This window comes from Magnetospirillum sp. SS-4, from assembly GCF_902729425.1.
Classification (GTDB): domain Bacteria; phylum Pseudomonadota; class Alphaproteobacteria; order Rhodospirillales; family Magnetospirillaceae; genus Phaeospirillum.
Map to the genome: position 1 here is coordinate 1 of NZ_CACVCH010000077.1, position 17,642 is coordinate 17,642.

Annotated in this window: 20 protein-coding genes; 6 read left to right on the top strand and 14 right to left on the bottom strand. The window is 64.5% G+C overall.

Translation table 11 applies throughout. From position 1 onward, the window contains the following. The 7 genes from MTBSS4_RS14065 to MTBSS4_RS14095 form a co-directional block, all read right to left on the bottom strand. A partial coding sequence (locus MTBSS4_RS14065) for a tetratricopeptide repeat protein (RefSeq protein ID WP_217425547.1) occupies positions 1-827 on the bottom strand: 827 nt, incomplete at its 3' end. A gap of 255 nt (positions 828-1,082) precedes the next feature. Further along, positions 1,083-1,550, bottom strand: a complete 468-nt coding sequence (locus tag MTBSS4_RS14070) for a hypothetical protein (RefSeq protein WP_173984040.1) — start codon at positions 1,548-1,550, stop codon at positions 1,083-1,085. A 310-nt stretch (positions 1,551-1,860) separates the two neighbouring features. After that, positions 1,861-2,283 (bottom strand): putative toxin-antitoxin system toxin component, PIN family, encoded by a 423-nt coding sequence (locus MTBSS4_RS14075; protein ID WP_173984041.1) that lies wholly within the window; start codon positions 2,281-2,283, stop codon positions 1,861-1,863. Continuing rightward, the gene (locus tag MTBSS4_RS14080) at positions 2,280-2,504 is read right to left on the bottom strand and encodes an AbrB/MazE/SpoVT family DNA-binding domain-containing protein (RefSeq protein ID WP_173984042.1); all 225 of its coding nucleotides are present in this window, start codon (positions 2,502-2,504) and stop codon (positions 2,280-2,282) included. The genes MTBSS4_RS14075 and MTBSS4_RS14080 overlap by 4 nt, the downstream gene beginning before the upstream one ends. Positions 2,505-2,566: 62 nt before the next feature. After that, positions 2,567-4,420 carry a phage terminase large subunit family protein gene (locus MTBSS4_RS14085; RefSeq protein WP_173984043.1) on the bottom strand — a complete coding sequence of 618 codons (1,854 nt, stop codon included), beginning with the start codon at positions 4,418-4,420 and terminating at the stop codon, positions 2,567-2,569. Beyond that, positions 4,410-4,916 (bottom strand): hypothetical protein, encoded by a 507-nt coding sequence (locus MTBSS4_RS14090; protein WP_173984044.1) that lies wholly within the window; start codon positions 4,914-4,916, stop codon positions 4,410-4,412. The genes MTBSS4_RS14085 and MTBSS4_RS14090 overlap by 11 nt, the downstream gene beginning before the upstream one ends. A gap of 393 nt (positions 4,917-5,309) precedes the next feature. Next, the gene (locus tag MTBSS4_RS14095; RefSeq protein WP_173984045.1) at positions 5,310-6,002 is read right to left on the bottom strand and encodes a DUF5906 domain-containing protein; all 693 of its coding nucleotides are present in this window, start codon (positions 6,000-6,002) and stop codon (positions 5,310-5,312) included. On the opposite strand from MTBSS4_RS14095, the gene MTBSS4_RS22435 reads away from it, so the two are divergent. After that, a complete protein-coding gene (locus tag MTBSS4_RS22435) occupies positions 6,001-6,156 on the top strand; it encodes a hypothetical protein (RefSeq protein WP_254432561.1) in 156 nt (51 codons plus the stop codon). The genes MTBSS4_RS14095 and MTBSS4_RS22435 overlap by 2 nt on opposite strands. Positions 6,157-6,259: 103 nt before the next feature. Continuing rightward, a complete protein-coding gene (locus MTBSS4_RS14105) occupies positions 6,260-6,784 on the top strand; it encodes a DUF1833 family protein (RefSeq protein ID WP_173984046.1) in 525 nt (174 codons plus the stop codon). Here the strand turns inward: MTBSS4_RS14105 and MTBSS4_RS14110 are convergent. The 3 genes from MTBSS4_RS14110 to MTBSS4_RS14120 form a co-directional block, all read right to left on the bottom strand. Continuing rightward, on the bottom strand, positions 6,781-7,119 hold the full coding sequence (locus MTBSS4_RS14110) for a type II toxin-antitoxin system PemK/MazF family toxin (protein ID WP_173984047.1): 339 nt from the start codon (positions 7,117-7,119) through the stop codon (positions 6,781-6,783). The two genes, MTBSS4_RS14105 and MTBSS4_RS14110, sit on opposite strands and share 4 nt — an antisense overlap. Next, on the bottom strand, positions 7,109-7,333 hold the full coding sequence (locus MTBSS4_RS14115) for an AbrB/MazE/SpoVT family DNA-binding domain-containing protein (protein WP_068503994.1): 225 nt from the start codon (positions 7,331-7,333) through the stop codon (positions 7,109-7,111). Before MTBSS4_RS14115 ends, MTBSS4_RS14110 begins: the two co-directional genes overlap by 11 nt. A 68-nt stretch (positions 7,334-7,401) precedes the next feature. Continuing rightward, entirely contained in the window at positions 7,402-8,097 is a 696-nt protein-coding gene (locus MTBSS4_RS14120; protein ID WP_173984049.1) for a reverse transcriptase domain-containing protein, read from the bottom strand. A gap of 310 nt (positions 8,098-8,407) precedes the next feature. On the opposite strand from MTBSS4_RS14120, the gene MTBSS4_RS14130 reads away from it, so the two are divergent. Continuing rightward, positions 8,408-9,007, top strand: a complete 600-nt coding sequence (locus MTBSS4_RS14130; RefSeq protein WP_173984050.1) for a hypothetical protein — start codon at positions 8,408-8,410, stop codon at positions 9,005-9,007. Between the two features lie 324 nt (positions 9,008-9,331). Here the strand turns inward: MTBSS4_RS14130 and MTBSS4_RS14135 are convergent, their stop codons facing one another. Further along, on the bottom strand, positions 9,332-9,535 hold the full coding sequence (locus tag MTBSS4_RS14135) for a hypothetical protein (RefSeq protein WP_173984051.1): 204 nt from the start codon (positions 9,533-9,535) through the stop codon (positions 9,332-9,334). A 301-nt stretch (positions 9,536-9,836) separates the two neighbouring features. On the opposite strand from MTBSS4_RS14135, the gene MTBSS4_RS22440 reads away from it, so the two are divergent. Together MTBSS4_RS22440 and MTBSS4_RS14140 are read left to right on the top strand one after the other, a co-directional pair. Further along, positions 9,837-10,469 carry a hypothetical protein gene (locus tag MTBSS4_RS22440; protein ID WP_254432562.1) on the top strand — a complete coding sequence of 211 codons (633 nt, stop codon included), beginning with the start codon at positions 9,837-9,839 and terminating at the stop codon, positions 10,467-10,469. Next, entirely contained in the window at positions 10,466-11,443 is a 978-nt protein-coding gene (locus MTBSS4_RS14140; protein ID WP_254432563.1) for an AAA family ATPase, read from the top strand. The genes MTBSS4_RS22440 and MTBSS4_RS14140 overlap by 4 nt, the downstream gene beginning before the upstream one ends. Positions 11,444-12,013: 570 nt before the next feature. On the opposite strand, the gene MTBSS4_RS14145 is transcribed toward MTBSS4_RS14140, so the two are convergent. The 3 genes from MTBSS4_RS14145 to MTBSS4_RS14155 all read right to left on the bottom strand — a co-directional run bounded on the left by MTBSS4_RS14145 (position 12,014) and on the right by MTBSS4_RS14155 (position 16,929). Further along, positions 12,014-16,096: a DEAD/DEAH box helicase gene (locus MTBSS4_RS14145; protein ID WP_173984052.1), complete on the bottom strand. Its 4,083-nt coding sequence runs from the start codon at positions 16,094-16,096 to the stop codon at positions 12,014-12,016. Between the two features lie 78 nt (positions 16,097-16,174). Then, positions 16,175-16,663, bottom strand: a complete 489-nt coding sequence (locus MTBSS4_RS14150; RefSeq protein WP_173984053.1) for a hypothetical protein — start codon at positions 16,661-16,663, stop codon at positions 16,175-16,177. Continuing rightward, complete coding sequence (locus MTBSS4_RS14155; protein WP_173984054.1) at positions 16,660-16,929, bottom strand: UPF0175 family protein; 270 nt, start codon at positions 16,927-16,929, stop codon at positions 16,660-16,662. The genes MTBSS4_RS14150 and MTBSS4_RS14155 overlap by 4 nt, the downstream gene beginning before the upstream one ends. A 454-nt stretch (positions 16,930-17,383) precedes the next feature. On the opposite strand from MTBSS4_RS14155, the gene MTBSS4_RS14160 reads away from it, so the two are divergent. Then, a partial coding sequence (locus tag MTBSS4_RS14160) for a DUF4238 domain-containing protein (RefSeq protein WP_173984055.1) occupies positions 17,384-17,642 on the top strand: 259 nt, incomplete at its 3' end.

The following is a 17,642-nucleotide window of genomic DNA, read 5'->3' on the forward strand; positions in this document are numbered from 1 at the left end:
TGGGTTTTTGTCTTCCACTCTCTCGCCAGACTTTGCGCCTCGGCCAACTGGGTTTTGGTCAGATTATTGGAGGAAATATCTCTCCTTTCCTGCGCCAGCGCTTGCTCAATACTGTTCACATCGGGGCCTTGATCTGCTGCAAGACTAAACCACATGTGGGCAAGAACCACATCCTGGGTAACGCCTTTGCCCTCCGCATACATAAGGCCAAGGTTGTACTGGCCGAAAGCATTTCCCCGATTGGCCGCCTTACTATACCACCTGACAGCTTCTGCGTAATCCCGGGTAACACCGCGGCCACTGGTGTAGCTGTTTCCAAGGCAGTTCTGGGCGAGAGCATGTCCCTGCTCGGCGGCTTTTCGGCACCATCTTACCTTCTCAGCGGGATCTTCAGTCACCCCCTCGCCCCAATCGTATCGGATACCGAGATGAAATTGGGCGTCAGCATGCCCCTGTTCAGCGGCCATGCGGTATAACTTCACCGCTTCATGGTAATCTTTCTTCGCGCCCTGACCGGTGGCATACCTCAATCCGAGGCTGAACTGGGCTTCGGCTAGCCCCTGATCGGCGGCCTTGTGGTACCAACGGACCGCTTCGGCATGATCCTGGGGAACGCCCTGACCATTGGCGCACATGACGCCGAGGTTGTATTGGGCGTTGGCATGCCCTTGATCGGCTAGCGGTTTAAATAACCCAAAGGCACGGGAATAATCTTTCTGATCATAGGCGGCTTGGGCATCCTCGAACGGGCCGGCAAGAGCCTGCCTCATACCGCAACAGAGGACGATAGCCACAGCCAGTGCGCGCAAAAATGTGGTCGTGCGCATTATCCCCCCTCACATCATTATCCAACAATAGGCACTGGTTCAGCGGACGGAACCGCCACCCCTAAACACCAGAACTCATCGGCAGACCGACTTATTTCGCTGGTTCTTGGGGCAATACCTTCAGGCATCTCCTCCCGGAGCACAACCTTGCTGCGATAGATAGCGAAGCTATAAACACTCAGACGGACACATCACAAAATTTTGTCGGCATCTTTTCCGCGAAGGTGGTGGTATCCATCAGCAGGCGGCGATCTTTCATACCCCAATTCGGACGGTGATGAGGTCAATCACGTACAACAGAGCATCGGGCTGGGTTTCGGTGTTAACCTCGATCCAGCGGTCCACGCACCCCTCGCGTTCAAGCCTAAGTAGGTCCGCAGGCCGTGGGCAGTCATCCAACCACAGGAAGTCTTCCCGAAAATCCATAGCGTTTGTTTTTGCGCTCTCCCACTGCCGGAACGGGATGCGTGCGACAAGCTCAGACAGAATCGGACTGCCGCCAAGTGCGCTGGCGAAAGCCTCAGTGACCCCTTCGCCGGTGCCAGGCCTGTCCCGCGCTGTCAACCAGACCGGGCAGTGCTGGCTCAACGCCCATTCCAGGAAATCAACTGTATGCGGAGCGACCTCCCAACTGCCATTCCATACCGATGGGCCGACACCACGGAGAAAGACGCCGTCGATATCCAGGTAGAGGGTGACCCGGCGGGGGGACGTAGCTTGCAAGCGCATTCTCCCTGGATGCCGCTGAGCGGTGCTGGGGGTACATAAAACTGATGCCTTGGCCTTTCTCGGGCTAAACCTCAAACGTTCTGGCATTCTATAGCAGCTCGCTTGAGGTTTTTAGGTCAAATTTCCACTGACGGGCGCGGTGGGGATTCCAACTGGAACTATTTGTCAAATTGAACCGAGGTGTTTGGCGCAATCTGCCAATGATGATCCCGTATACTACCCCATCCACCGCGACCGGATCGGCCCCAGCGCCGGGCGGGTGGCGGCATAGACGAAGGGGGCCAGCGCCTCGTTGCGCTCGCCATCATTTCGGCAGCCGGGACTTCATCTCAGCGGGGGTGAGGATGGGAACCGTGAACGAATCCGCCAGTGTCAACAGGTCGCGGTCACCGGTGACCAGCGCATCGGCGCGGCCCGCCAGGGCCAGCACCAGGAAAGGCTGGTCGAGCGGGTCGCGGCAATCGGGCGTTACCGGCGGCGGATAGGGAATGGTGACCGTTTCGCACCACGGCAGGTAATCTGCCAGCAGATCGTCGCGGTCGGGTGCGGTCAGGCCAAATCTGGGATAGCCGAGGACCCGCAGCAATTCGGATACAGTGTCCCGGCTGGCCAGCGGCAGGATGCTCTCGGACTGCCAGGCTGTCCGCAGCCACGTCATAGCCGCACTGCGGAATAGCAGCGCCGACAACAGCACATTGGTGTCGAGCACAAGGCGAGGCGGCGTCATCCGGGGCGGCGCGCCCAGGCAACGGCGTCGGCGATGTCGGCCTCGGACAGGTTTAATTCGTCCAGCTTGGCCCGGACGGCATCGGCGCGATTGATGCGCACCGGGGTCAGCACGATGCGGCCGTTCTCTTCGGCCACGTCGAAATATTCCGTCCCCTGGACGGCGGCGACCACCGCCTTGGGCAGGGTGAGTTGGTTTTTCGAGGTCAGCTTGGCGAGCATGGCAAAATCCGCCAGTAAGGATGTAAGGAAACAATAGTATCCCTGGTGCGAGGATTCAAGGGTTACCCCATCCACCGCGACCGGATCGGCGCCAGCGCCGGTCGGGCGGCGGGAGCCGTGTCCGGCATGACCGGCGCCCCCCGCGTCGGCAACATCGCCATCGCCCCCGCTACGTCGTTCAACCGCAGCCCCATGGCCACCAGCCCGTGCAGGGCGGCGGTGGCGTAGACGAAGGTGTCCAGCGCCTCGTTGCGTTCGCCGTCGCGCTTGGGCTGCCATGAGCGGATGGGGCGGCCCCGGTCGTAGCGGGTGACGACCCGCTCGGCGGTGAGCTGGCGGAAATAGTCGGCATCCATTCGGCGGGGGAAATGCACGGCGCCGGGGCCGGGTTCGCTCAGGCGCAGGCGGGCATAGAGGGCGTCCTTCACCGCATCGACGCCGACGATGAACAGCGGCACCTTGCCGCGCACGCGGGTGGGGCGGCGGGGCCAGACCGGGATGCCAGCGCTACCACGGCCCTTGATCGCCCAGATGCGCCGGGCCAGCCGGGTGCGACAGAACTCGTAGGCGGCCTTGGTGTGGTGGCCGCCGGTGTCAATGCAGGCGGCGCGGATGGGCAGGTCTGCTACGGATTTGGGGTGGGCGAAGGTGGTGGCCAGATAGGAATCGAGATCGGCCCAGACGCGCGGGCCGGACGGATCGCCCCACAGCACGCGATAATCCACCACCCAGGCTTCCTCGTCGGCGCCCCAGGCGATCACCTGCACCTCCAGCCGGTCGCCCTGGACGTCCACGCCCGCCGTCAGTGCCGCCGTCGCCTCTGGCAGGCGGTCGCCCCAATCCTCGCGCCTTGCCATCAGCGGATCGGCGGGCACGGTATCGCCGGCCTGGTCCTCCCAGGATTCGCCCAGCTTGGTGTTGACCCACACCTGGAGCCGGGGCGGGTCGGATTTGACGCGGCCATGCTCGGTGGCGATCTCGGCCCAGGTCTCCCACGGGGAATAGAGCGCCGACAGGTGGAAACCGGCGGTGCGGCCATCGCCGGGGGCGGTGGGGCGCCACTCGCCCGCCGCCAGCAAGGCGGGCTTGTCGTGTTCGTGGTGGATGCCGCCGCAGGCTTCACAAAACAAATAGGCTTCGGCGCGGCGGCCCTCGGGCCAGCGGATGCGTGCCCAGGTGATGGGGGCCATGTCGCCGCAATGCAGGCAGGGGACATGAAAATAGCGCTGGTCGGAATCGAGGAAGGCGGCCTCGATGCGGGAATGGCCTTTCAGCGTCGGCGTCGACACCATGTAGATTCTGCGCCGACCCCGGAAGGTGGCGGTGCGCTGGATGGCGAGATCGACCGGATCGCCCTCGCCATCGGCATCGCCGGGATAGCCGTCCACCTCGTCGAGGAACAGATAGCGCACCGGGGTCGAGCGCAGGCCGGCGGCGGAATTGGCGCCGGTCATCACCAATTGCCCGCCGGGGAAGGATTTGCGGAACAGGCTGTTGCCGGCGTCGCGCGAGCGGGCGGGCGAGACCAGCTCACGCAGGGCCGGGGTGGTCTCGATCAGCGGATCGATGCGCACCGTGGTGTTCCGGCGCACCATGTCCAGCGAGGGCTGCACCAGCATGGTGATGCCGGGGGCATTGTGGATGATGTAGCCCAGCCAGTTGAGACCGGCCTCGGTGCCGCCGGTCTGGGCGCCCTTCATCAGCACCACCCGCTCGAACGGGCTGGCGGTGGAGAGCGCATCCATCACGTCCTTGAGATAGGGCGTGCGGTTGGTGCGCCAACGGCCCGGCTCGGCCGAGGTCGGCGGCAGCACCCGGTTGCGGTCGGCCCATTCCGACACCGGGATGGGCGGCTCAGGCCGGATGCCCCGACGCCATGCCAGGTCCACCACCACCTGGGCGGTTTCACCCGGCATCGCGCAGGCTCCACACCGGGGTGTCGGACAGGTGCTCCAGATGCTCGCGCATGAAGCGGTCGAGCGCCGCAAAGGTCGCCTGGGGATCGGTGCCGGTCTCGGCTGCCAGCAGCGGCGCGGTGCGGCTGACCCAGGCCATGTGGGCATCGCGTTCGGCCTTAGCGCGGGAGAACACCGCCGACGCCGCTTCCTTGGCGTCGATCACCTGGCCGCGTTCCTTGTCGTAGGCGAGGCGGGCGCGTTGCACCTGTACCACCATGTACATGCGCCGGGCCTCGGACAGCGACAGGGTGCCGCTGGCGGCGGGGGCGGGCGTGCCGCCCTTGTTGCGCCTGGCAGGATCGAGGTTGCTTTCCATCCAGGCCAGCCCCTCGGCGATGATGATGGTGCCGTCGGGTTGCACCGGCAGGCCGTCGGCGACCAATTGCGAGATGCGCCCCTTGGTCAGGCCGACGCGGGCGGCGAACTCGGTCTTGCTCTCGTTGAGTTTAGTCATTGTGCGGCCCCAGGCTGGCAAGGTCGTGCGCTGAGGCTCCCCGCATAGGGAAAGACCCAGGAGGAACCGCGCCTTCCGGGCTGGTGGAGGACGTTCCTTGGTTCGACCTCAAAGACAGTATAGCCTGGGCGGCGGATCAGTTCATTGGGAACGATTTGTAGAGATTGTGAGACGCGCTCTGGTCGAGGCCGTGTGTCGCACTGGTGTCGCATGAATGACGCACCTGTGACGGCTAACCCTTTGAAAGTGTTGCAATGACGCACCAAGGCCCTAACCATCGCGTATGCGTGCGCGTGTGCGCACATAGGAAAGTTCTGTTGGGGTAAGTGCGTCATTGCAACACTTTCAAGGGCTTACGGTTCATGGAAGCGTCATTCATGCGACATTGGTGCGTCACCAGCCGGTGTGGCCGGTGAGAACCATGCCGAAGAAGAAACGCCCCTGGCCGGTGCGGCGGTACTCGACGCCGGTGGTGTTGGCGGTGATGCGCTGGACGAAGCCGTTGATGGAGGGCAGGGTGCGGTCGGAGAAGCCCTCGGCGATGGCCCATTCGCGGAAGCGCTCGAAAGCGTGGCGGGTGGCGACGCGGGCCTCGGGGTTGTACAGCGGACGGACTTCCACCTGCTCGGACAGCCAGGCCAGGACGGGATCGGCGCCGAACAGCCAATCGTTCATGGCGGTGCGGCTGGATTGCGGCAGGGTGAAGCCCTTGTTGCGGATCAGGCGTGCCGCTCCCGCCACCGCCCAGGCCAGCAGCAGGTCGGGCTCTTCCTCGCCGATGCGCCGACCGATGGCCTCAATGCGCTCCTCGGTCGGAATGACGCGGTTGAATGAGACCACCTGAAGGCGGCGCTGGACACCGCGATCCATGCCGCCCTGGAACACCGGCAGGGTGTTGGTCGCGAACAGATGCTGGGCGATCGGGCGAAATTCGATGCGCGACTTGTATACATCGCGGCCCTGCACCGGCTCGCCGGTGATGATGGCCTTGAAGGTGTCGGAGGCGATGGCGGTGGACGAGGATAGCTCGTCGGCGGCATTGAGCAGTTTCCCGACCAGCCCGACGATGTGGCGTTCGTCGCCCATGCGACCGGCGGTGGTCCAGGTCGCCGCCATCGTCGCCACGGTGATCATCATCGCCATCATCGCCTGGGCATGGTCGCGGCGGCGGGAGCCACCGGATTCCTCCGGTGTTCCGGTCGAAGCTTTCGCTCATGTGGTGGAGGAGCAGGCCCGGTAGACCGAGGCGCTGCGCTCGGCGGTCGAAGGCCTGTCCGAGATCGTCCACCAGATCCGCCTGCTGCTGAAAGCCCGCACCCTGTGCCCCTATGGAGACCGGCGCGATGCCTGATCCGGCATTGTCGCAGGCGCTGAAGGAGGCGTTCGCCTCCGCCCCCAGCGGCACGGTTATCCTGGATACGCTGGAAATCTGGCATCCAACCTTCGACGAGCCGATCCGGGTGGTGCGCGACCACGCCGACCTCACCGCCCGGCTGGAGGCCGGTGCGCCCCGCGACGGCGGCAAGCAGGTAACCTTCGCCGCGCTGGCTTTCGAGTTCTCGCCGCCGCCGGTGGATACCGCTCCGGTGCCGGAAATCACCGTCACCCTCGACAATGTCGGCAGCGACATCACCGATGCCCTTGAGGGCGCCGCCGTCAGCCAGCAGGTGATCGAGATCACTTGGCGGCCCTATCTCTCCACCGATCTCGACGGCCCCCATATGGATCCTCCCATCACCATGACCCTGACCGATGTCGAAGCCGACACGATGAGGGTCACGGGGCGCGCCCGCATGCTGGATGCGGGGAACAAATCCTTCCCCTCCATCACCTATACCGCCCAGCGCTTTCCCGGACTGGCGCGTTAGGCGACGGCAAGGCTTTGCGACAGGGCGCGTTGCACACTGGCCCGGTCATGCGAAGTCAGTGTTCCCACCTTCTTCAGGACCATGTCGCGATCCAAGGTGAACAGTTTGAACCGGACACGGCAGGGCACGGTCAGACCTGCCGCCGTCCATTCTTCCAATGGGACGTCGCTGGTCCAGTCGCTCTGGCGGGCGGAGGTGATCATGGCCAGGATCACCTGGTCATGGTTCCCGTTGAAGGCTGCCGACGACACCACCAGGGCCGGGCGCCGTTTCGCACCCACCTTGTCGGTGAACGGGAACGGCACCACGACGACGTCGAACGGTTCAAAGTCCACGCCAAGCCTCCTCGTCCTCGGGGCTGTTCCATTCTCCCAGTGTTCCCTGGACGGCTCGCAGGTATTCATCGCCACCGGGAACGACCTTGCGGATCGACACCCGGTCATCCTCGACGACGAAGGTGACCACGTCACCCGCCGTCAGATGAGCTGCTTCGCGGACCTTCTTGGGGATCGTCATCTGCCCCTTCGCGGTGATGCGGGCGAGTTCCATCAAGAACCTCCATTCCAAATTCCTTACCGGTAAGAATATCGGAATTTCGCCATGAACAGCAACTCATCTCAGGGGGCTTCCCTCCATTGGGCCATCGCCCTCATCGGCCTGCCGTAGTCCGTCCACGGCGGCGAGGCCGTCAATGAACGAATTGCCGTTTCCGGCGGCAGCGGGCCGGACTCGTTCAATTGCTGGGAATTCGTCCGCATGGTGCAGGCCCGCCATTTCGGCCGCCTGCTGCTCGAGATGCCTGCTTGCAGGAAACGCCGAATGATCCGCAGCAGCCGCTTATCGCCGATCCGCCGTGCCAGTCTGGCCATCAGGATGTCGTGATTGCCCCGGTCGAAGAACTTTTCCAGGTCGATATCGACGACGATCCCATAGCCCTCGACCACATGGCGCTGGCCCTGGGAGATCGCTTGATGCGCGTTCTTCCCCGGACGGAAGCCGAAGCTCGATGCCGACATTGTCGGATCGATCAGCGGCTCCAGAACCTGAAGGATGGCCTGCTGGACCAACCGATCCAGCACCGTCGGGATGCCCAATTGCCGCACCCCGCCCCCCGGCTTGGGGATTTGCACCCCGCGTACCGGGCTGGGCCGGAACCTGCCGGTCAGCAGGTCGGTCACCACCATGTCCCTGTTCCCGGCGAACCAGGGCAGGAAGGCCTGGATCGTTTGCCGATCCACCCCCGCCGATCCCTTGTTCGCCTTCACACGTTTCCAGGCCCGGTCCAGATTGGCCGAACTGGCGATGTCTTCCATCAGGTGTCGCGTCAAGGCTCGGTCCCGGAGTGACGCCGTGGAGGCTTGCCGCTCCTCGTCCGGTCCAGGCGCGGTACCGCCGCCCCCAGGCTCGTCGAGGCGCAGGGACGCCTTCAGGGCCTCGTCGAAGAGGTCCAGTTGGTTTCCCCTCCCGTCTCGGCGTTACGCCCGACCAGACCATCGACGTCACCCAGCCGGAAACCATGACCGGTCTGGTGGAAGCCATCATCCGCCATGAAAACGGCCAGCAGCCCTATGCCCGCGAGGTGATCCTGGCCGGTGTGGACATGGGCCTGGGGAGGGTCTGACCATGAAGCTGCTCGACCTCCTCGGGGATGCCGCGGCCATCGCTGCCAATCCTATGGTGGGGCTGGCCAAGGTGGCGCTGGACGTGGCGCCCGACATTGCCAGTCTGTTCGGCGACGATGCCGAAAAGGCGGTGAGCAAACTGGCCGACACCGTCCGCGCTATCACCGGCACCAGCGACCCCGCCCAGGCCCGCGAGGCACTGGCCGATCCCAATCTGGTATTCCAGCTTCGCTCCCAGGCCCAGGCATTCGCCCACGAGGAGCGGATGCAGCAGATGGCCGGCGCGCTCACCACGCTCACCGCCACCCTGGCCGACCGTCAGAATGCCCGTGCCCGCGACGCCGAGTTCATCAAGGCCGGACGCAGCAACACCCGCGCCAACGTGCTGCTGGTGACCGCCGGCATGGGCATCGTCGGCGGCATCGCCTTCATGGTGTTCGGCCACGTCGACGGCAACACCGCCGTCGGCGGCTGCATCATCTCGGTGGTGACCCTGCTGGCGGGCAAGTTCGCCACCGCCTTCGACTTCGAGTTCGGCGGATCGGCGGATTCCGAGCAGACCCGCACCCTGCTCGCGCAGGCGCTGCCCATCGGCAAATAGCGCAATCGGATTTCGCATCGACACGGCCGACCGGTAGCAATCCCGGTCGGCCGCTATTGTCGTTTCAGGCCCCTGCATGGGGCATCATTTCCGCATCATCGCCGGTCGATTCCGCGCCACGCACCCCATCCAGCGTTTGCCATCCTTGGCCATGTCCCAGGGATTGGTCTTTTCCCGCCGGTGCGGGATGTCATCCTCACCGGCAGTCAGGGCACACCGGACGGCGGACCGCCAACGGCGGTTGGCGATCCGCTTGTCCGTGCTTTCACTTTCGGCAGTCGTATTGCCGAAAATCGGTGTGCGTCGAAATGACCGGGTCATCGATCACCCCTTTAGAAATCCGGCTACCACCTGCGGCACGGCGGCGTCGAAGCCGGCGCAGCCGAGCGACAGCGGGTCATCGTCGGGCACCACCGAACCGGCATTGGCGGTTGCCGCCAGCACCACCGCCTTCGCTGCCGGATTGAGCGCCCGCTCGCCCACATAGTAGGTGCCGCCCTCTGAGCCCAGCAGCAGGAAGCGGTCCAACTGCCCCCAATCGCCCACTTTATACCAGTGGCCGCCGGCATTGTTGGGACTCTGCCCCGGCAGCGGCTCGCTTTGCGGAACCGCGTTCTGGGGTACGGCCTGACGAAGGCTGAAAAGCCGTCGAGCGCCATGCCGTTGTGCTGGCCGAGCCGGAATTTCGGCGCCTTCATGTCGAGGCTGGGCAGAATGTAATAGTCCTGTGCCTCGCGGTTTTCTTGGTCCATCCGGACGGCAACCGTCACGTCCGGGCAAAGCCCCATATCAAGACGGATGTGCCAGCGCAGCGACCCTCGACGTCGAGGTGAACGGTGCCAAGGAAGAATTCCACTGGTCCGCTGCTTCCCCAGAGCGCCGCATCCCCGGTCTTACGGTCTTCGATTCTGACGCGACCCAGGCTTATGTGGATTCTGGCAACGCCATCGAGTTGCTGCCGTTCAACATCGACATCATCCAGGGGCTGATCGAGTTCTGCGACGAGGCGCGGGGCGGCTTCTCTGGCCAGGGCAAGGAACTTGCCCTGCGACTTGATCAGACCAGCCCCAAGGTGACCGAAGGCACCAAGGCGGTGGAATTCGTCGCCAGCCTGTCCGGCAAGACCACGGCGAAGCAGATTGCCGACGCGGTGGCGCTGACCCCGGACCAGAAGGCGCGGCTGACCGATTTGCGGCGGACGGTGCTCGCGCCCCAGGAGAAGCTCAGGAGCAAGACGCTGCTGGCGCCTATGCTCGAGGCGGCGGCCCCGGCCCTTGCTGCCGCCGAGACCGTGCTGTCCGAAGAGGAATTGCAGAAGACCGCCGCCGCGCATTTCGACGCCAAGCAGAAGGCCCAAAGCGCCAAGGACCTCAATGCCCATCTGCTGGACGGCTGCATTCCATCCACGGGCAGGCCACCCTGGAACAGCGTGTCCGCGACCTCGCGACGCTGGAGGCGTTGAAGGCGTGCGCCAAGGTCGCCAACCCGGCAAAGATCACCGAATTCTTCAACACCATGAAGGACCGCTACCTCACCGACGCCCTGAAGGATGCCTACAAACGGGAGATCGCCGCCCTGAAGCTGGACCGGCTGAAGGTGACGGTCGCCCCTGCGAAGGGGCGAAATGGCGCCCGGTTTGCCATCGACCTCGACGGCCGTAAGGTCGGCTGCAATCTGTCCGAGGTTCTGAGCGAGGGCGAGCGCCGGGCTCTGTCACTGGCGGCCTTCCTGGCCGAGCAGAGCATCGGCGGCGGTTCCGGTTGCCTGGTGTTCGACGACCCGGTGTCGTCCCTGGACCATTGGTGGGCCAAGGTCATCGCCGACCGTCTGGTCGAGGAGGCGCGCAGCCGTCAGGTCATCGTCTTCACCCACGACCTCGTGTTCTACGACAAGCTGTGCACCGCAGTTGAGGATGCCGGGGCGCCGCTGGACTTCCATCAGCTGTTCTCCCGCTCCGACACCAGGACGGCCGGGCATGTGGACCGGGTCCGCAGCAACTGGAACTCGCAGAGGGTTCGCGACCGCGTCACCGACCTCAACGCCATGATCCAGCACGCCGCCCAGACCTACGCGGACAGTCCCGCGTCCTATGTGATCGAGGCCAAGGGGATTTACGGTCGGATGCGCGATACCTGGGAACGCCTGATCGAGGAGCTTCTGTTCGCCGGCGTCGTCCAACGGTTCCAGAAGGGCGTGTCGAGCCTGAAGCTCAAGTATCTGACTGCACACCCGACGGTGTTGAGCCGCATTGAGGCAGGTATGACCAAGACGTCGACCTTCAGCCATGACAATGCCCCCGGCTCGTCGGACCATGTCCCGGACCCCGTCGAGTTGAAGGCCGACCTCGATGAGCTGAATGCCGTCGCCGAATTGCTTCGCAAGCATCAACGTGCCATCGACGAGGGAAAGCCGTCGCCGATTGGCGGAGGAGGATGAAGCCCAATTGGACGCGCTGCCCGATGGGTTACCCAGGGTCAATCCTCCGGGCTCAGTTGGCTCAGGATGGCTGGCCACTCGTCTTGAGGGATTTGCCACGCAGTCAGAAACTCTTGCATTTGGGCTCTGGCGCCAAGAGGCATTGCAGTCTCTCGGCCCTTGCATATGTATGTGCGCGACCGGGTCCGGACATGAGTGGAACCCTCTTGGTCGGTAACCTCAAGGGCCTGCGAGGAAAGCCTGAACTGTGTCCATCCCAACTGATCCAGGCGGCCGAAAGCGTGGCTCTGACCATCGATCAGAATGATGCGTGAGGGTTTGAGAATAACTAGCGTGCCGTCTGTGGGTGCCCATATGGCCATGAGCTTTCCTTTCTAGCGTGATGCCGCGGGTGCTCGTCTTCTCTGGGGTATCAATCTTCGGTGGCTTCAGGCCCCCGCAACCAAATTAAGCCCGCAATCTCAACAGGTTGCGGGCTTTTTGATTCTCACTCCGCTCCCCCGAAATTCAGAATGGTAGCACCCAGGTAGCAGGGCGGCGCGAACGAATGCGAAACTCCGTGGGGGTGGGTCATGCCTCGCCCCGGATCAGGCGGAGCAGATCCTCTTCCGACAACCGTCCAGAAGCGTCCGAACCTTCGAGTAGAGCGTCGGCGATATCACGCTTCTGCCGGTGCAGGGCGACGATGCCTTCCTCGATGCTGTCCTTGACGATCAGGCGGTAGATGGTGACCGGGCGCTGCTGGCCGATGCGGTGGGCGCGGTCGGAGGCCTGATCCTCGACCGCCGGATTCCACCACGGGTCCAGGTGGATGACGTAATCGGCGGCGGTGAGGTTGAGGCCGAAGCCGCCAGCCTTCAGGCTGATCAGGAACAGGTCGCCCTGACCGGCCTGGAACGCAGCCACTCGTTTCTCGCGCTCGCGAACGGGCGTCGAGCCATCCAGATACTGGTAGGAGATTCCGGCCGCGTCGAGGGCGGCGCGGACCTTGTCCAGATGGCGAACGAACTGGCTGAACACCAGGGCGCGGTGGCGGCCCTCGCGCAATTCCGCCACGAGTTCCAGGACGGCGTCCAGCTTGGCCGCCGGCACGCCGGCCTCCGGTGCTGCCAGATCAGGGTGGCAGCAGGCCTGGCGCAGTTTGGTGATCTCGGCCAGAATGTGGATGCGGGTGCGCTCAAAGCCCGCCTCTTCCAGCCGTTCCAGGGCGCGGCGGCGCAGCGCCTCGTAGAAGGCGCGTTCCTCCTCGCTCCGCTCGATCAGCAGCGTCTGTTCGGTGCGGGCGGGAAGTTCGGCCAGCACCAGCGCCTTGGTCCGGCGCAACAGGAAGGGGTGGACAAGGGCTTTCAGCGCCGCCTTGGCATTCGGGTCGTTGTCACGCTCGATGGGGGTGGCGAAGCGCGTGGCAAAGGCTTGGCGGCTGCCCAGCAGTCCGGGATTGACGAAGCGAAAGATGCTCCACAGCTCGTCCAGATCATTTTCCACCGGGGTGCCGGTCAGCGCCAGCCGGAAGGCGGCCTTCAGGCACTGGCTGGCCTTGGCGCGCTGGGTGTCGGCATTCTTGATCGCCTGGGCCTCGTCGAGCACCGCCACCGCCCAGGCGATGGTGGCCAGTTTTTCCTCTTCCCGCGCCAGCAGGCCGTAGGAGGCGATCAGCACGTCGCCGGGGCCGAGGGATTTCAGGGCTTCGTCGCGATCACCGGACTCGGCGAGGCGCAGGGTGCGCAGACCCGGAGCGAAACGCGCCAGTTCCGCTTCCCAGTTGCCGCAAACCGAGGTGGGGGCCACCACCAATGTCGGACCCTCGGCCGCTTTCGCCATCATCACGGCGATGGCCTGGACCGTCTTGCCCAGCCCCATGTCGTCGGCCAGCAGGGCGCCAGCACCCCAGCGGGCGAGGCGGCTCATCCAGGTGAAGCCCTCGGACTGGTATTCGCGCAGTTCGGCTTCGAACCCGGCGGGAAGTCCGGGCAGCCAACCCTCGGCCTCATCGAGGCGGCGGGTGAAGTCCTTCCACCGGACGTCGGATTTGAGCGATGCCGCTTCCTCCAGCAGGTCGCGCACCGCCAATCCGGCCACCGCCGGAATCTTCAGCCTGTCGCCCAGACGGCGCAGGCGCTCCAATTGCTGGCGGAAATGGCGGTCCAGCGCGATGAAGCCGCCGTTGTCCAGCGGCACGAAGCGGCCTTCCATCCGGTCCAGGCGCGACACCAAGTCCTTGAGGTCAAGCACCAGATCCTCGTCGATCGCCACCGAACCGCCCAGGGTGAACCAGTTCTCCGCCCCCTTGACGCTGGCCTTGAAACGCTTGGCCGAGGCTTCGCCGCGCAGGGCGATCTTCCGGCCTTCCGGCCACTCCATGGCGGGCGGAGCGGACAGAGCCTGGAGTTCGGCCAGAAAATCCAGGCTGGACAGCAGATCGTCGAGTATCCATTCCGGACCGTCTCCGCCCAGGCTGGGGCAGGCTTCCGCCAGGGCGCGGGCCAGACGTTTTTCCGCATCGAGATCGCGGCGCACCCGCTGTCCCCCGATCATGATCAGCCGTCCGCCGATGCCGGGTAGAAAGTGGGGGCCTTGGGCCCCCGCCGGCAGTACCGCCAGTGATACCTTCAGCCCATCGCCCCGCGGCAGCAGCCGCACTACCGGCGCTGGGTCGCCGTCCGTTGCCGCATCATCCTCGATATCAGCGGTGTCGATGCGCAGCGGCAGGGAAGATGTCTGGGTGCGGGCCAGGGCAGCCAGTCGGTCGCGGGCGGATTTGGGCACCGTGATCCCTTTGTCCGACAGGATGGCGGCGGCCTCGACCGCCTTGTCATCCACCACCACCACCCGCCAGCGACCGGGAGCCTCGATCTCGATGAAGGCGCCGGGGCGGTTGGCGGCGTGGGACAACGCCAGGCGGAAACCGGCCGGGTCCGAGGACAGCACCAGTTCCGGGCGCCCCTCCACCAGGTCCACCGCCTGGCTCGGCCGGTGCGCGTCGAAGACCCGGGGATGACCGATCAGGGCGGGCAGGGTGCGTTCCGCCAGGCACTCGAAAGACTCCTGGCCATAGCCGTGCCAGCCATCGATCGAAAAGTGAATGCTGCGGGCGGCGCGGCGGTCGAACTCGTCCAGGTAGTCGAGCTTGGGGTCGCCCTTATACAGGCGCTTCAGGGACACCGCGCGACCGGCGCTCCAGCCGCGCGCCTGAAGCGCCTGCTCCAACGGCTGGATGTCGCCGGATGCCGGATCCACCTGCCAGACCAGCCGTTTGGTCCTGGCCGCCGGTTCCGGCTGGACCTGCTTCGCGGGGTTGAGCATGGCCTCGATGCTCTCCAGCGCCCGTTCCCAGGGGGCCTTGGCAGCGATCAGGGTGGTGAAGCGGAAGGCAATCTCCCGCTCTGGCCGGGCGAGCCAGGCGCGATAGGGCGCCGGGTCGGGGGCGACGCACTCCAGCGCCTCGGCCAGCATGCCCGCCGCCAGCGGCATCGACGCTTCGATCCGGCGGAACAGTGGAATCAAGGTATTGGCGACAAGGGGGCGGGCGAGACCGGGATCGATCAGTACAGCGGCCACCGCCAGCAGGCCGGTGCTGACCGGCGGCGGATGGGGCGTCATTCCCAACATCGCCAGAGCCGACCGAACGATCTCGCCCGCCGCAATCTGCTTGTTGCGGGCCAGTTCCAGCAGGGCGCGGATGGCGAATAGGCCGAGATGCGCCTCCTTGGCTTCCGACGCCGCCTCGATCTCGGAATGCAGGGCGGCATCGTCGGCGGCCAGCAGGGCGCAGAGGTGCAAAAGGCCGATATAGCCGGGCAGGCCGCCCTTGCGCTTGCGGGTGGCCTTGCGGTGCAGTTTCAGCGCCTCGGCGAACAGCGAAACCGATTCCGCGGCGTCGCCCGTCAGCAGTGCCCGCGCCGCGGCGAAGGCGACCGGCATGTCGGGTTGAATATCGGCGGGAGCGGCGGCGATGGTCTCGGCCAGACGGGACAGGCGTCCGGTCAGCAGATCGAAATCGGCCACCATCGGAAAGCCGGCGTCGCGCAGGGCGGCATCGCGGCGGCACAGATCCATCAACTCGGCATAGTCCGGCACGGCGATTCCGGTGGCGAACCATCGGTCGGCCTTGGCCTGGAGGATGGCGGCCTGGAATGTCGGGCTGCGGGCCGCCAGCCAGTCCGCCCCCACCGCGACGCCGGTAAAATATGGCTCGAAGGGCGAGGGAGCGGCGGAGTAGGCGCGCTTCTTGTGGAAGTCCGACGCCTGCCGGTATGTCTCTTCGTCATTGAGCAGGACGGCAAGGCGTTGCCAGCGCAGGGTCGAGGCCTCCACCACCCTCCGGTCCCAGGCGCGGACGCCGTCATGCGGCAGGATGGCGTGGATGGCGTCGATCATCGCCCTGCCGTCGGCGGAGGCCAGCGCCTCCACTGCCAGCGGGTGGAGAAGCTCCGGTGCACAGACGAATTCGTCGGTCAGCAGGCGCTTGGCCCGCAAGGCTTCCAGCACCGGCGTCAGCGTCTTGTTGCTCCAGGCCGGAGAGCTCAGGCGCAGCCGGTTGAGGCAGTCCATGAACACCGTCTTGCCCGTCGCGGCCCCGATCAGGGCCTTGAGATGCAGGATGGCGCAGTCCTGCGGCTTCAGCGACGGGAGGGCGGATGGCGGGATGGTCACGGAAAGACCCTCGACGGTTCAGGCTGTGGCGAGGGTATCGCCAGACGGATTGCCGCACAACAACGGAGGGATGGCGGATCAGTGGCCGGTGACGCGCGCCAATGCCATGTCCTGCAAGTGACCGCTGATGCGCCCCGACTGGTGCAACGCCTCGATGCTGGCCTTCGCCTCCACTGTGGAGAGACGACCGGTCTCTCGTGCCGCCAGAATCATTCCCAAGGCGCCGGTACTTTTCAAGCCCAATCGATCGGCAATCAGACGCGCTTTCCTGTCCTCGACAAGGAGGGGCAGGTTGCGGGCGACGGCAAGGGAGATGGCGTATCGCTCGCCGGTATCGAGGGTGAGCACCTCGGGCGGAGGTGGCGGGGCCGGTTCGACCCGGATGAAATCGCCGATGCTGTGGTGCGCGAGATAGCCGTCACCGAGAGGAAGCCCGGACTGCAGTTCTTCCAAGACCTGTGGTGGGATGATCACGATTCGCATGATTCTGCGCATGATGGCGAAGCCACCGGGGATGCGCTCGAACGAAATGAGCGGCCCGGTATCGCTCACCACATCGCGCATCATGCCCTATCGAAAAGCCACGTCGCGGCATCGAGTTCATGCGGCAGGTCCTCGACATCCATCATGGCGACCCCGAAGGAACCGATTTGTTCCTCGAACTCCCGGCGGGACAGCCCCATGATCGAGCGGGCCTGGAGCATGGTAAGTCGGTTCTGCTTGTACAGAACAACGGCGACGGCGTCGCGCAACGCCCCTTTGTCCGCGACAAGGTCGGGCGGAATGTCCACCGAAGCGGGGAGTTCGAACTCAATGACCAGTTTCTGTGCCATAACCTACCCTAGCCCATTCCCCCGGTCGCCAGCAAGGTCACTTGCGAAGGGGATGGTCAGGGACAGGGGCGGACCTTCAGGTTTACGCATTGAAGGTCGAGCGTTCAGAAACCTTCAGGTTACGCTCGAAACAGGGCAAAACGGAGCAGGGGAACGCGAATTCGTGCGAAGCCCACCCTGAAGGTCAGGGGTAGAAAGTCGTTTGCGATCAGGTGCTTGGGAACCCTCCAATTTTCGCAGTAGCACGCAACTTTTCGCGCGTTCTCATAACCTGAAGGTCGCAGGTTCAAATCCTGCCCCCGCAACCAAATTAGCCCGTAACTTCAATAAGTTACGGGCTTTTTGATTCTTTGGCCATGATGGCTCGAAAGTCATGTCAACGCCATGTCAACAGATTCCATGGCGGCCGTTGGCGGCGGGTGGCATCATCTTCGGTGATGTAGGGGAGACCAAGATGAGCGATCCTGTAAAACACCACTTTGTCCCACAGTTCTATTTAAACGCTTGGTGTGATGCAGACGGCAAGGTGCTGTATTTTCGCCGCCGAAATGGACTGGTGGTTAGTCGTCGAATTCCTCCAAAGTACACTGGATACGAAGATCGGCTTTACTCTCTCAACCGTGTTCCGGCCGAACATCAGCAGATAATCGAGCGCGAGTTTTTTTCAAAGGAAGTTGATGGCAAAGCCGGACGGATCATACCTACCTTATTAG

Excerpts from the sequence above, each read along its gene's own strand:
- MTBSS4_RS14075 (WP_173984041.1), bottom strand. The coding sequence starts at position 2,283 with ATGACGCCGCCTCGCCTTGTGCTCGACACCAATGTGCTGTTGTCGGCG.
- MTBSS4_RS14080 (WP_173984042.1), bottom strand. The coding sequence starts at position 2,504 with ATGCTCGCCAAGCTGACCTCGAAAAACCAACTCACCCTGCCCAAGGCG.
- MTBSS4_RS14085 (WP_173984043.1), bottom strand. The coding sequence starts at position 4,420 with ATGCCGGGTGAAACCGCCCAGGTGGTGGTGGACCTGGCATGGCGTCGG.
- MTBSS4_RS14090 (WP_173984044.1), bottom strand. The coding sequence starts at position 4,916 with ATGACTAAACTCAACGAGAGCAAGACCGAGTTCGCCGCCCGCGTCGGC.
- MTBSS4_RS22435 (WP_254432561.1), top strand. The coding sequence starts at position 6,001 with ATGCGACCGGCGGTGGTCCAGGTCGCCGCCATCGTCGCCACGGTGATC.
- MTBSS4_RS14095 (WP_173984045.1), bottom strand. The coding sequence starts at position 6,002 with ATGGGCGACGAACGCCACATCGTCGGGCTGGTCGGGAAACTGCTCAAT.
- MTBSS4_RS14105 (WP_173984046.1), top strand. The coding sequence starts at position 6,260 with ATGCCTGATCCGGCATTGTCGCAGGCGCTGAAGGAGGCGTTCGCCTCC.
- MTBSS4_RS14115 (WP_068503994.1), bottom strand. The coding sequence starts at position 7,333 with ATGGAACTCGCCCGCATCACCGCGAAGGGGCAGATGACGATCCCCAAG.
- MTBSS4_RS14120 (WP_173984049.1), bottom strand. The coding sequence starts at position 8,097 with ATGGAAGACATCGCCAGTTCGGCCAATCTGGACCGGGCCTGGAAACGT.
- MTBSS4_RS14130 (WP_173984050.1), top strand. The coding sequence starts at position 8,408 with ATGAAGCTGCTCGACCTCCTCGGGGATGCCGCGGCCATCGCTGCCAAT.
- MTBSS4_RS14150 (WP_173984053.1), bottom strand. The coding sequence starts at position 16,663 with ATGATGCGCGATGTGGTGAGCGATACCGGGCCGCTCATTTCGTTCGAG.
- MTBSS4_RS14155 (WP_173984054.1), bottom strand. The coding sequence starts at position 16,929 with ATGGCACAGAAACTGGTCATTGAGTTCGAACTCCCCGCTTCGGTGGAC.